This window comes from Armatimonadota bacterium, from assembly GCA_031459765.1.
Lineage (GTDB): Bacteria > Sysuimicrobiota > Sysuimicrobiia > Sysuimicrobiales > Kaftiobacteriaceae > Kaftiobacterium > Kaftiobacterium secundum.
Genome location: JAVKHY010000003.1, coordinates 282174 through 295061, shown reverse-complemented (window position 1 = coordinate 295061; position 12888 = coordinate 282174). Strand labels below are relative to the sequence as shown.

Genomic DNA, 12888 nt, shown 5'->3' with positions numbered 1-12888 from the left:
GGCGGACCGGTCCCTTGCCGACCCTAGCGGCGGGCGCGGCGGCGGGACGTCCGCGGGCCGGCGACGGCGGGGGGGGGCGGCAGGGGCTCGGGAGCGCGGACGGCCGCGGGACGCCCTGCCCGCCGCTCGCTCCACAGGTGCCAGTCCACGAGCAGCGCGCTGGCCACGAAGATCGAGGAGTAGGTCCCCGTGACCACGCCGGCGGCCAGGCCGAAGGCGAAGTCGCGGATCGTCACCCCACCCAGGAAGTAGATGGCGACGATGGCCATGATCGCCCCGATGCCGGTGGTCAGGGACCGGGTGAGCACTTCCAGGATGCTGCGGTTCACCAGCTCCGGGAACCCGATCCGCAGCCGCTGGCCGGCGGTCTCGCGGATCCGGTCGAAGACGACGACGGTGTCGTTGATCGAGTATCCCACGACGGTGAGGAGGACGGCGACGAAGGAACTGTCCACCTGACGGCGGGTCAGGGCGTAGAGGCCGACGACGACCAGCAGGTCGTGGAGCAGCGCGACGTCCGCCGCCACGGCGAAACGCAGGGAGCGGAAGCGCCAGGAGATGTAGACGACCTGGAGGAGCAGCCCGAGGGTCACGGCCAGGACGGCCTGGCGGCGGAGCTCCCGCCCGATCTTGGGCCCCACCCGCTCGGCCAGCAGCAACTCCACGCCGCCGAACCGCCCGCGCAGCGCCGCCATCACCCGCGCCGTCTGGGCCTCGTCGAGGTGCTCGGTGCGGATCAGCACCTGCCGCGGGCGGTCGGGAGACGTCTGGATCACGGCCTCCGCCTGCCCGAAGGCGCCCAGGACCTCGCGGACCTCCTGGATGGACGCGTCGCGGCCCAGGCGCACATCCAGCAGCGTGCCCCCGGTGAAGTCGATGCCGAAGTTGATCCCCCAGCTGACCAGGGCGATGACGCCGGGAAGGAGGATCGCCAGCGAGAGCAGGTAGCCGTAGCGACGGCTTCCGATGATGTTCCAGGTCTTCATCGCTCGGCCCCGAAGCGCAGCCAGGAGGGCCGCAGCGCCGCCGAGGTGGAGTCCACCAGGATGCGCGTGACCACGATGGCGGTGAACATCGAGATCACGACCCCCAGGGCCAGCGTCACGGCGAAGCCCTTGATCGGCCCCGTGCCCAGGACGAACAGGACCAGCGCCGCCAGCAGCGTGGTGACATTGCTGTCCAGGATCGCGCTCCAGGCCCGGGTCCATCCCCCGCCGATGGCGGCCCGCAGCGTCTTGCCGGCGCGGAGCTCCTCTTTGATCCGCTCGAAGATCAGGATGTTGGCGTCGATCGCCATCCCCACGGAGAGGATGAAAGCCGCGATGCCCGGCAGCGTCAGCGTCGCCCCCAGGGCAGTGAGCCCGGCCAGCAGGAAGATACCGTAGAGGACCAGAGCCGCATCGGCCAGGAGCCCTCCGACGCCGTAGAGCAGGATCATGAACAGCAGGACCATGACCAGGGCCACGCCGCCCGCCCGCAGCGTCCGATCCAGGGAGTCGCGCCCCAGCGTCGGGCCCACGGACCGCCGCTCGATGACCTCCACCGGCACGGGCAGGGCGCCGCCGCGGAGCAGGACGGCCAGGTCGCGCGCCTCCGCGATGTCCCGGAACCCGCCGCTGATCTGCCCGTTGCCGCCGCCGATGCGGTCGCGGATCACCGGGGAGGAGATGACCTCGTCGTCCAGGACGATGGTCAAATATTTGCCGATGTTGGCCGCGGTGAACTCCTCGAAGACCTTGGCGCCCTTTCCCTTCAACTGAAAGTTGACGATGGGCTCCCCCGTAGTCTGATCGAAGGAGGCCTGGGCGTCGGCCAGGTCGGCGCCGGTGAGGATGACCTTCTTCTCCAGGGTGAGCGGCTGCGCCGGAGGCGGAAGCTGCACCGTCTTCCCGTCGGCCGACCAGCGCGCGCCCTGGGGCAGCTGGGTGAGCTGCGTATCGACGAACTCGAGGAGGGCGGTTTTCCCGATGAGCTCGATGGCCCGTTCCGGATCCTGGATGCCGGGCAGCTCAACGATGATCCGGCGGCTGCCCTGCCGCTGCACCGTGGGCTCCACCACGCCCAGCTGGTCGATACGGTTCTCGATGACCCGCATCGCCGCGTCCACGGTCTCGGGCGTCGCGCGCAGGGTCTGGGTGTCCTGCGCCTCCAGCACCAGGTAACTGCCGCCCTGGAGGTCGAGCCCGAGGTTGACGCGGACCTTGAAGCCCTGGTACTCGGGAGTGCGGCGGACGATGCGCACCGGGGCGAAGACGATCTGGACCGCGGCCACCGCCAGGATGACCACGAAGAGCATCCGGACCCACAGCCGTCTCACGGCACCACTCCTCCCGGAACCTCATCAATCATAGGGAGGCGATCCGGGAGTGTCAATCGAATCACTCTCTGTGGTCCCTTCGGTGCCCCTCGACCTCGATCGGCCCGCCCGTCCCGTGACCGTCGGACGCTGTGCGGTCTACGTCGGAACCTGCTCCTGGGCCGATCCCAACTTCGTCAGGGAAGGGGGATTCTACCCCCGCAGCGTGCGCAACGATCCCGAGCGCCGCCTCCGCTACTACGCCACGGTCTTTCCCACGGTCGAAGTGGACGCCACCTATCACGCCCTGCAGAGCCCGGATCGGGCGGCGAAGTGGGTCCGGTGGACGCCCTCGGGTTTCATCTTCGCGGTGAAGGCCTTCGCCCTGTTCACCTGGCACGCCACCGATCCGCGCCGGTTGCCTCCGGAGATCCTGGCCCTCCTGCCTCCTGCGCTGGCCGCCGCCACCGAGGTGGAGGCGGCGCACCTCCCGGAGGAGATCCTCCACGCCCTGTGGGACTACTTCGCCGCCTTCCTGGAGGAGTTCGTTCGGGAGGGCCGGCTGGCCCACGTGCTCTTCCAGTTCCCCAAGGGCCGCAGGTACACGCCGGACCTCTTCAGGCATCTCGACCGCTGGGAACCGTACCTGCGCCGCTGGCCGGTGGCCGTCGAGATCCGCCACCGCGAATGGCTGGAGGAACCCCACCGCTCCGAGCTCCTCTCCTATCTGCGACGCCGCGGATATGCCTACGTGATCCCCGACCTGCTGGCGCAGGCCTACCTGCCGCCCAGCGATGTGGAGGTGACGGCACCGTGGAGTGTCGTCCGCTTCCACGGCCGGAACCCGGCGATGCTCGAATGCCGCGCGCCCACCAGCCGGGTCTACGACTATCTGTACACGGCAGAGGAGCTCCGGCCCTGGGTGCACACGGTGCAGAGCCTGGGCTCCGAGGTGGAACGGATCTTCCTGCTGTTCAACAACCACTACCGGGGACAGTCGGCCCGCAACGCCCGGGAGATCCTGGCCATGCTCACAGAGTCGCCGGCGCGACCCCCCTGACCCACTCCGAGAAGAGATCGACGATCTGCGGATCGAACTGCACGCCGCGCATGCGGCTCAACTCGGCCAGCGCCTCCTCCGGTGACAGCGCCGACCGGTAGGGCCGGTCGGAGGTCATCGCCTCGAAGGCGTCGGCCACGGCCAGAATCCGCGCGTAGAGCGGAATCTGTTCTCCCTTCAGGCGGTCGGGATAGCCGCGGCCGTTCCACCACTCGTGGACGTGGCGCACGGCCTGTTTGACCGCCTCGCCGAAAGGCGCGTCGTGGAGGATCCGGCTGCCGACGACGGCGTGGCGGCGCATCAGCCCCCATTCCTCGGGCGTCAGCGGCCCCGTCTTGCGCAGCACCGCATCGGGCACGCTGATCTTGCCGATGTCGTGCAACGCCGCGGCCAGGCTCAACTCGGCGATGGCGTCGCCGGACAACCGCAGGCGCCGGCCGATGGCCACGGCGTAGGAGGCCACCCGCCCGCTGTGATCGCCGGTCTCCCCGTCGCGGGCATCCACGGCGCTGGCCAGAGCGCGGAACACGCCGTAGTGCACGGCCTCCTGGTCCTCGCGGCGGCGCATGGGCAGGGCGGGCCCGCCCACCACCAGCGCCAGCAGGGCGCCGTAGAGGGTCAAGATGCCGCTGGGAATCCCCGTCCACACCCCGCGCTGGAGCTGCGCGACCTTCCGCTCCAGCGGGCGAAAGTCGTAGGAGACCTCGAAGGCGCCGGCCGGCACCGTCGCGCCGCTGGCGCGGGCGGGCAGGTAGAACCGCGCCGTCCCGCTCTCCGCCCTGTGGGCGACCACCGTCTTGGGCGAGGCGGCGCGCACGGCCGCGGCGAGCCAGACCTGGTTCTGCTGGAAGGCCAGGTAGCGCAGGTACCCTTCGGCGGACAGGTACATCGTGTCGGAGGTGAAGGGGCGCACGGTGGATGGCAGGGAGGCGTAGGCGGGAGTCGCGCCGACGAAGGCGCGGACCGCCGCCCGCAGTCCCTCCGACACGGGAGCGCGCTGTCCGACCGCGCCGCCGGTGCTGCTGTAGAGGAGGAGTCCGTCGCGGCTCCACAACCGCACCTGGACCACGCCCACCGTGCCGGATGTGGAGAGGAGCGCATCGAGGCGGCGCCGGGTGGCCGGACGGACGCCGCTGCGGAATTCCTCCGACGCAAACGCGGTGGCGACGAGGCGTTCCACCTGCGCCGTCACGCGGCGGGCCTCTTCGCGCACCACCGCCTCCTCCACCGCGGCGGCGGCGAGCGGAGACAGCGTGGCGATGAGGGCGACAGCCACCAGCCCCCCGGCCAGGGCGATGCGAACCGTCGCGCGTCGCCCGGTTCGACCCCGAGACTTCCGCCGTTGTCGCACAGGTTTCCTGGGGGTTCTCTAAGCAAGTTTCCCGCCGCGTCGCGCGGGTAGACCGGAGGCGGCGGGGACGTGCGGCGTGCGGGAAGAAGCCGGAAAGAATGGAGGAAGAATCGGCGCGGATCAGAGGCCGGAGGGCGAACGTTCGGGAGATCGGCGTTCACGGTCCCTCCGGGGACCGGCGTGTCCACATCTCCCGCCACAGCCGGTCCTCGCCGTACCCCAAAAGATCCAGCACCGTCCCGGCCGCCCGCACGACCATCCGCGCGTAGTCGTCGGCATCGTAGCTCCAGTCGTCGCCGAGCAACGTGCAGGGCCGCACGCGGTCCTCGGGCGCCTTCGCCCTGCGGTCGGTGATGATGTACTGGATCGCTTCCCCCGGATGGAGACGGGCGCCGTGGCGGGACAGCGAGCGCGCCGTGACGGCCTGCACGGTGTGGTGCCGGTAGTCGGCGACCTCCCGGGACAGGCGCGTGGTCACCACCAACTCCTCGGGCGCGACCTCCCCGGTCCGCAGCCGCAGCAGGGCCTCGGCCAGGATCTCGAGCACCTCGGGCAGGGCGGCGCGCAGCGCCGCCAGATCCCGACAGGCGAACATCCGCTCCAGCATCCGGGCCTGTGTCTCCGCCGCGATCAAAGGCACGTCCGAACGCCGGACCTCGATGCCCCGGACCTTCGTCGTGCCGTCTTCGAAGACGCCCAGGTACCGGTTGGGGACGCCGACGCCGGCGTGGGTTTTGGACGGCAGGAACCCGAGCCAGCGGTAGACGCCCTCGACGAAGATCGGCAACCCCGTGGCCTGCGTGACCTCGCCGGCCAGCGCGTCGTAGTCCTCCCGCGTGGCGCCGGGACGGTGCAACCACAGCGAGTCCACCAGGGCGTGCAGCAGGCGGTAGCCGCGCCGCTCCGCCACCTCCTTGGCCTGCAGGAGCTTCTCGCGGGCGAAGGCCGTCACCGCCTCGTGGGCCTCGATGCGGCCGAAGCGGGCGTTGCGGTAGCCGAGGTAGCCGAAGGATGTCACCAGACACCACTTCAGCGCCGTCTGCCGCTGGTGGTAGAGCGCGCGCTGCGCTCCGCGGCTCTCATTCCTGCGCCGCTTGTAATACATCCGCCGTTCGAGGAGATGGTCCAGCACGCGCGGCACCAGCCCGCGGCGGCGGCGGCAGACGCTGTAGCCGATCTCGGGCACCCGGGAGTCCGGACAGCACCGGCAGCCGATCGTCTCGGGAGAGAGATTGAACGTCGCCATCAGCGTCGGGTACATCGAGGAGAAGTCAAGTTCGCCCACCTGCTCGTACAGCCCGACCAGCGGCTGGTAGGTCAGCCCGCCTTTGTCGGTGAGGAGCAGCTGGGAGCCGGTCTTAAACGCCTCCGGCTCGCTCTTCTGCCAGGGGATGAGCACGCCGTCGCGGACCGCCTGCTGGATCTGCATGGAACTGATCGCCGTCCCGGTGGAGGTGCGGGCTTGGTCCTGCACCGGGATCCCGGACAGCCGCGCCACCTCCAGCAGCCCGGCCAGTTCGCCCTCGCTGTAGATGAAGGAGTTCTGGAGGTCGATGTGCCAGCGGCCGTACAGCATCTGCGCCCCGGCCTGATAGACGACCTGGCCGTAGGTCAGATAGGAACGCGGGCGGCGGGTGCGCACCGCGCCGTGCGGCTCCCGGTTGAGATAGAGCGGCAAGCCGCTGCGGGCGGCGAGCGCGCGCAGGCGCGGCAGGAGGACGGCATCCCCCCACTCCGTGAGGATCACGTCGGGATCGTAACGGGCGAGCAGCCGGTTCAGGCTGCGGATACAGTCCGCGGGATCGTCGCCGTCCACCACCACGGTCTCGCCGTCCACGCCCGCCTCCAGCAGCCCCCACCGGCCGTGCGCGGGGCTCGCCAGCGCGTCGCCGCGGAGGGGGGAGACGAGCCGCAGCCGCAGGGTCAGAAGCGGCGGGAGGTCGTACTCCAAATCCTCGGGATGGCTGAGCGGCTCCACGGCGCGTGCCACGCCGTCTTCGACCTCGAACCGGCAGCGGGCTAGCGGGAACAATCGGGACTCGTAGAAAAACAGCCGGCTGACCGGGATGTCGCAGTTGTACAGCGTCAGCCCGGGGAGGCGGGCCAGCCGCCGCGCCGCGGCGGGAAAGAGGAGCGGATTGCCGACCGAGAGGCGGAAGACCGCCACCTCCTCCCCGCTCATCAACTCGCGCTGGACGGCCGGGCGGATGGTCACCGGCGCGTTCAGGGGACGCAGCGCGCGCTCCACCTGCTCGACGGCGCGCAGGGGTCCGGCGAAGAACATCCCCGGCTGGTAGCGCACGATCAGGCGGTGCGGGCGGCCGTCACGGTCGAGGACCCATACCACCATGCCCTCGGCGGCGGGGTAGACGTCGAACAGCCAACCCTCGAGTGCGCGGCCCTCAATGCCGCCCATGGGTCAATCGTCGGCGTTCGGCATCAACTCGGTTCGCACCGAGTTGCGGGCCGAAGACGCGGCATGACCCGAATGGGGCATGGACGCCTCGCCGAGCGAAGGGACCTGGTCCTCTCCGGTTAGCGCATCGAGCCGGCGTCCCAGCGCTTCCACGGCCTTCATCGTCTCCAGGAGCATCGCCAGCAGGATCGCCTCGAAGGGCGTCGCGTGCGAGGCGTAGTGCGCGGGGGCGGTGTGGTGGCGCGCCGCGGCGAAGAGCCGGTCGAAGATCCGCTGGTCCTCCTTGCGCAGCGCGCGGCGGAAGGGGGCCCAGCAGGCCTCCTCCTGCGCCACCAGCTGCGTCATCGTCTGCGTGGTGCGTCCCATCGCTACTACCACCACCTTCGCGGGGCGATCAGCCCGATCTGCGGCTCCCACGTCCAGGTGGCCTCCGCCGGCCGGCGGCAGGTGATGCGGATGTGGTCGGGATGGTCCGCCCCACGGGTCACCTCGAACACCCAGCGCGCCGCCCCGCACAGCGCGGGGAACAGGCGCTCGCGTCCCGGCCTGGAGACCGGCGGCGGGCAGGCGCACAGCGTCAGGATGCGGGAGGCGGCCAGCGCGCGCAGGACCGGCGGGATCAGCCGGAAGATCCGGCCGGCCTCCCCCGCCGGAACTTCCTCATCGAGCAGCGGGTCGAGGATCCCTGAGAAATATACCGCGCCGGCGTGGAAGCGCCGGACCGCCTCCAGCAGGCGCCCCCGCAGCAGCGCCTCCAGCTGGTGACAGGTGAAGACGCGGGAGATGCGGATCTGATCCAGCAGGGCCCGGGGCGCCACCCCCGACTTTCGGGCGAGGTCGGCGATCAGAAAGGGGTCGAAGGCGTTGGCCCCGTCCACGATCAGCAGCGGCCGCTGCGCGCGCACCCCGCGCAGACCGATCAACAGGGCAACGGTCAGACAGGCGTCCTCACCGGCGAACACGGCGGGGCCGGCGGCGATTTCGGGAAGGGAGCTGCGCACCGCAAGCATGAAGGGCCCTCCGGCGAGGGGAAAGTGGATAACGAACAAATGTTCGCTATCCCCTTCCTCACTGTACCACTGTTCGGAAGAGCCCTGTCAAGGCCGCGGAGCCCGGGCCGAGGTAATGGGGCTAGTAAAGGACGTTCAGCAACAGGTAGACCCCCAGCCCAAGGAACAGGCTGAGCGACCACATCGCGACGGCGACGCGCCCCACGCGCCGGTGCGCCGTCCGGGCCACCGCCGCGGGATCGCGCGTCAGCCCGACGAAGACGTTGTAGATCACCGGCGGCACGGACAGGATCGACAGCAGAATGTGCACGGCCAGCATCGGCAGGTAGAGATACCTCCGCAGCAGGGCGGGCCCGGGAAACGCCTTCGTTCCCCCCAGCGTCACGCGCGTGACGTAGAGCACAAGGAAAGCCGTGATGAGCGCGGCGGCCGCCAGCATGTAGCGGCGGTGCACCCCAACCTGCCCCCGTCGGATCGCCCGCCACCCCAGGAGCAGACTGGCGAGCGCCGTCGCGTTGATCAGGGCGATGAGGTGCGGGGCGAGGGCGACGAGTCGCGCGAGCGCCGGCGGGAGAGACTCCGGGGGCCGGCCGGTGAGCGCATAGCCGAGGATTGCATAGACGAGGGCCGCGAGGAACGCGGCCGCCACACCGGGGTGCCGGAGGAAGAGCTCTCGGCCCAAGCGGACGTTCACGGGCTCCGGGCGCTCAGAGCACCACCGCCGTCACGGGATGTGCTCGACGACCATGGCGATCCCCTGCCCCACCCCGATGCACATCGTGGCCAGGCCGTAGCGCGCCTTCCGCCGGCGCAGCTCGTGGACCAGCGTCGTCACCAGGCGCGCCCCGGAGAAGCCGATGGGGTGGCCCAGGGCCACGGCGCCGCCGTTGGGGTTGAGCTTCTCGAGGGGAATCTGCAACTCCCGGATGCAGGGGATGACCTGGGCGGCGAACGCCTCGTTCAGCTCAATCACGTCCATGTCCTCGATGCGCAGACCCGCGCGCTGCAGCACTTTGCGGGTGGCGGGGATGGGTCCCAGACCCATGTACGCGGGATCGACGCCGGCCACGGCGGAGGCGATCACCCGGGCCATCGGCCGCAGCCCCAGCTCCTCCGCCGCCTCCGCGGAAGTCAGCAGCACGGCGGCCGCTCCGTCGTTGATCCCCGAGGCGTTCCCGGCGGTCACCGTGCCGTCTTTTCGGAAGGCGGGCCGCAGCTGCGCCAGCTTCTCCAGGGAGGTGTCCGGCCGCGGATGCTCGTCCCGATCGACGATGACAGGATCGCCGTTCTCCCGCGGGATGACCACCGGGACGATCTCATCTTTGAATCGACCTTCTGCGATCGCCCGCGAGGCGCGCTGGTGGCTGAGCAGCGCGAACTCGTCCTGCTCCCGGCGGGTGATGCCGAAGCGCTCGGCAACCAGCTCCGCGGTCTCGCCCATGCTGTAGGGCGGATAGGTCTCGGCCAGACGGGGGTTGATGAAGCGCCAGCCCAGGGTCGTGTCGTACATCCGGAGGTCGCCGCGGGGATAGCCCGCCGCGGGCTTGGCCATGACGAAGGGGGCCCGCGTCATCGACTCCACGCCGCCGGCGATGAAGACCTCCCCCTCCCCCACCTTGATCGCCTGGGCCGCGGAGGCCACGGCCTGCAGCCCCGAGCCGCAGAGACGGTTCACCGTCTGGCCGGCCACCTCCACGGGGAGCCCGGCCAGCAGCAGCGCCATCCGGGCCACGTTGCGGTTGTCCTCGCCGGCCTGGTTGGCGGCGCCGAAGATGACGTCCTCGATCCGCCGGGGGTCGATGCCGGTGCGGCGGACGAGCTCGCGGATGACGTGCGCGGCGAGGTCGTCGGGGCGGACGTCGCGCAGGATCCCGTTGTAGCGGCCCACCGGCGTCCGCACCGCGTCGATGATCACCGCCGTCCGCAGCGCCGCCGGCGGCATCCTCACTGCCCGGTATACCGGGAGGGGCGCTTCTCGAGGAAGGCGGCGACCCCCTCCCGGTGGTCCGCGGTGCGTCCGGCGATCTCCTGGAGGTGGGCCTCGTACTCCAGGGCCTGCTCCAGCGCGGCGCCCAGCGCATAGTGGAGGGCGCGCTTGGTGAGGCCGTAGGCTTTCGTCGGCCCCGCCGCCAGACGGCCGGCCAGCTCCATCGTCTTCGGCAGCAGGTCGTCGTGCGGGACCACCCGGTTCACCAGGCCGATCCGGTAGGCTTCCTGCGCGTCCACGGGATCGGTGGTGTACGTCATCTCGAAGGCCTTCCCCAGCCCGACGAGCCGCGGCAGGAACCAGGTGCTGCCCGAGTCGGGCACGAGCCCGATCCGCGCAAACAGCTCGATGAAGCTGGCGCGGTCGCTGGCGATGCGCAGGTCTGCGGCCAGGGCCAGGCTGCATCCCGCACCGGCGGCGACGCCGTTGACCGCGGCCAGGACCGGTTTCTCCAGGGTGTGGATCTGCAGGATGAGGGGATTGAAGGTCGCCCGGAGGTGCTCCCGGTACGACAGATCCCCCGCGGCGCGGTCCCGCAGATCCTGCCCGGAGCAAAACCCCCGCCCCGCCCCGGTGATCACCAGGCACCGCACGGTGGCCTCGCGGGCGGCGGTGCGCAGCGCCTCCCGCAGCTCCCGCGCCATCAGGTCGTTCACCGCGTTCAGGACCTCCGGCCGGTTGAGCGTGATGGTCATCACGCCGTCCGTCCGCTCCACGATCAGGGTCTCCGCCATCGCCTCACCGTCCTTTGAAGACGGGTTTGCGCTTCTCGAGGAAGGCGCGCATGCCCTCCGCCCGATCTTCCGTGGCGAAGAGCAGGTAGAAGCACTTGCGCTCGAAGTCGAGTCCGCCCTCCAGGTGGGTGTCAAAGGCTTTGAGGACGGCCTCCTTGGCCAGGCGGACGGCCACCGCCCCCTTCGACGCGATCTCCCGGGCCAGCGCTTTGGCCTCGTCCAGCACGGCCTCCGCGGGGACGACGCGCGTCACCAGACCGGCGGCCTCGGCCTGCCGCGCCGTGATCGGCCGGCCCGTCAGCACCAGTTCCATCGCCCGGTACTTCCCGACGGCCCGGGTCAGCCGCTGGGTCCCCCCGGCACCCGGCATGATCCCCAGGTTGATCTCGGGCTGGCCGAACTGCGCCGTCTCCGCGGCCACGATGAGATCGCAGAGCATGGCCAGCTCGCAGCCGCCGCCGAGGGCCAGGCCGTTCACCGCGGCGATGAGGGGGAGCGAGATCTTCCGGATCCGCTCCCACTGCTGAAAGCGGTACCCCGCGAGCATCTCCGGCGCGGTCGCCCCGGCCATCTCCTTGATGTCCGCGCCCGCGGCGAAGGCCCGCCCCGCCCCGGTGATGATGACGCAGCGGACCTCGCCTCCCCGCTCGAAACCTTCCAGCGCGGCGACGAGTTCGTCCATCGTGGCCTGGTTCAGGGCGTTGAGGACCTCGGGGCGGTTCAGCGTGACGACGGCGACGCCGTCCTCCACGGCGGTCGTGATGTGCTGATGGGCCATGGTTCCTCCCTGGGTCATCCCCGCAGTTTCGTCCCGCAGTTCCCGCAGTAGGCGAATCCCCGGGGCAGGCGCTTCGCGCCGCACCGCGGGCAGGCGGCCACCGGCGGCCCCCAGGCGAACTCCGTGCTCTCCCCCGCCGCCAGTCTGCGGCGGATGCCGGCATAATCCACCGGGCGCTTCTCGTGGAACGCCTCAATGCCTTCCTGGGTCTCGGGGGCGCCGGCGTGCAGGGTGAGCCACTCCCGGGCGTGGCCGACGGTCAGATGCCAGCTGAGATCCCGCCAGAAGTTGAGCTGCTGCTTGGTGTACCGCGTGACCTCGGGCAGTTTCTCCACGAGCTTGCGGGCCAGCGTCTCCACGGCGGCGTCGAGGTCGCGGCGGGGGACCACCTGGTTGACGAGCCCCCAGGCCAGGGCCTGCGCCGCGGGAATCTCCTCGCACAGGAACAGGATCTCCCTCGCCCGTCGGTCTCCCACGATCAGGGGAAGCCACTGGGTGGCCCCCGCCGCGGGCACGCTCCCCCGCGCCGGACCCACCTGGCGGATGACGACGTCGGCGGCGGCCACGGACAGATCGCAGGCGATGTGAAACTCGTTGCCACCGCCGACCACCATCCCGTTGAGGCGCGCGATGGTCGGCTTGCCGATGTCCTGCAGCCGCTCCTGCGCCTCGATGAACGCGCCCATCCACTTCCAGTAGTCCCGTGGGCGGGCCACAAATTGCTCCTGCTCGTCCAGGTCGGCGCCGGTGCAGAAGGCGCGGTCGCCGGCTCCCGTCAGGACGAGGACGGCCACGGCGTCGTCCCAGGCCGCGTCCTCGAAGGCCCGGCTCAGCTCCCGCAGCGTGGTCAGGTTCAAGGCGTTGAGCACTTCGGGACGGTTGATGGTGACCTGCGCGACGGGCGGCCGCTTCTCGTAGCGGATAAGGGTAAAGGGGTCCATCTACAACGGCTGCGCGTAGACCAGGGTGACGAGTCCCCCGGCGAAGCGCTGCAGATCTTCGCCCGCGGCGCGGCCCTCCGGCGAGCGCAGGGCCGCCCGCATCGCCTCCGCATCGTCGAAGAACATCTCCGCCACCAGGTAATACGGCGCGTCGCCGCCGGGGGCGCCGGTGATCCGCCACCCCTCCAGTCGGCGCAGCCCCGGCATCTTCCGGACCAGGGGCAGGTGCGTCTGCTCGTAGTGCCGGTCGAAGGCCGCCGGATCGGACGGACGCCGGTAGAGCGCAACCAGCTTTACCATCGAAGGACCCTCCGC

The 12888-nt window shown here is 70.7% G+C and carries 13 protein-coding genes; 1 reads left to right on the top strand and 12 read right to left on the bottom strand.

The genetic code is table 11. The features are described from left to right. Window positions 1-23 precede the first annotated feature (23 nt). Both secF and secD read right to left on the bottom strand, forming a co-directional pair. Window positions 24-986: a protein translocase subunit SecF gene (gene secF / locus QN141_06160; protein ID MDR7558053.1), complete on the bottom strand. Its 963-nt coding sequence runs from the start codon at window positions 984-986 to the stop codon at window positions 24-26. Continuing rightward, window positions 983-2317 (bottom strand): protein translocase subunit SecD, encoded by a 1335-nt coding sequence (gene secD / locus QN141_06155; GenBank protein MDR7558052.1) that lies wholly within the window; start codon window positions 2315-2317, stop codon window positions 983-985. Before secD ends, secF begins: the two co-directional genes overlap by 4 nt. A 70-nt stretch (window positions 2318-2387) precedes the next feature. Between secD and QN141_06150 the strand changes: the two genes are divergently transcribed. Then, window positions 2388-3356, top strand: coding sequence for a DUF72 domain-containing protein (locus QN141_06150; GenBank protein ID MDR7558051.1), 969 nt, complete (start codon window positions 2388-2390; stop codon window positions 3354-3356). On the opposite strand, the gene QN141_06145 is transcribed toward QN141_06150, so the two are convergent. From QN141_06145 to QN141_06100, 10 genes are all read right to left on the bottom strand, one after another. Next, window positions 3328-4632 carry an HD-GYP domain-containing protein gene (locus QN141_06145; GenBank protein MDR7558050.1) on the bottom strand — a complete coding sequence of 435 codons (1305 nt, stop codon included), beginning with the start codon at window positions 4630-4632 and terminating at the stop codon, window positions 3328-3330. The two genes, QN141_06150 and QN141_06145, sit on opposite strands and share 29 nt — an antisense overlap. 232 nt (window positions 4633-4864) lie before the next feature. Then, window positions 4865-7123 carry a DNA polymerase domain-containing protein gene (locus QN141_06140; GenBank protein ID MDR7558049.1) on the bottom strand — a complete coding sequence of 753 codons (2259 nt, stop codon included), beginning with the start codon at window positions 7121-7123 and terminating at the stop codon, window positions 4865-4867. Between the two features lie 3 nt (window positions 7124-7126). Then, window positions 7127-7489 (bottom strand): hypothetical protein, encoded by a 363-nt coding sequence (locus QN141_06135; GenBank protein ID MDR7558048.1) that lies wholly within the window; start codon window positions 7487-7489, stop codon window positions 7127-7129. 5 nt (window positions 7490-7494) lie between these two features. Then, window positions 7495-8133: a hypothetical protein gene (locus QN141_06130; protein MDR7558047.1), complete on the bottom strand. Its 639-nt coding sequence runs from the start codon at window positions 8131-8133 to the stop codon at window positions 7495-7497. Window positions 8134-8254: 121 nt separating this feature from the next. After that, window positions 8255-8827, bottom strand: coding sequence for a DUF420 domain-containing protein (locus QN141_06125; GenBank protein MDR7558046.1), 573 nt, complete (start codon window positions 8825-8827; stop codon window positions 8255-8257). A 30-nt stretch (window positions 8828-8857) separates the two neighbouring features. After that, window positions 8858-10060, bottom strand: coding sequence for a thiolase family protein (locus QN141_06120; GenBank protein MDR7558045.1), 1203 nt, complete (start codon window positions 10058-10060; stop codon window positions 8858-8860). Window positions 10061-10077: 17 nt separating this feature from the next. Beyond that, window positions 10078-10854, bottom strand: coding sequence for an enoyl-CoA hydratase-related protein (locus QN141_06115; protein ID MDR7558044.1), 777 nt, complete (start codon window positions 10852-10854; stop codon window positions 10078-10080). Window positions 10855-10858: 4 nt separating this feature from the next. Beyond that, window positions 10859-11632: an enoyl-CoA hydratase-related protein gene (locus QN141_06110; GenBank protein MDR7558043.1), complete on the bottom strand. Its 774-nt coding sequence runs from the start codon at window positions 11630-11632 to the stop codon at window positions 10859-10861. A 14-nt stretch (window positions 11633-11646) separates the two neighbouring features. Then, on the bottom strand, window positions 11647-12573 hold the full coding sequence (locus tag QN141_06105) for an enoyl-CoA hydratase-related protein (protein MDR7558042.1): 927 nt from the start codon (window positions 12571-12573) through the stop codon (window positions 11647-11649). Beyond that, window positions 12574-12873 carry an EthD family reductase gene (locus tag QN141_06100; protein ID MDR7558041.1) on the bottom strand — a complete coding sequence of 100 codons (300 nt, stop codon included), beginning with the start codon at window positions 12871-12873 and terminating at the stop codon, window positions 12574-12576. Between the last annotated feature and the right edge of the window lie 15 nt (window positions 12874-12888).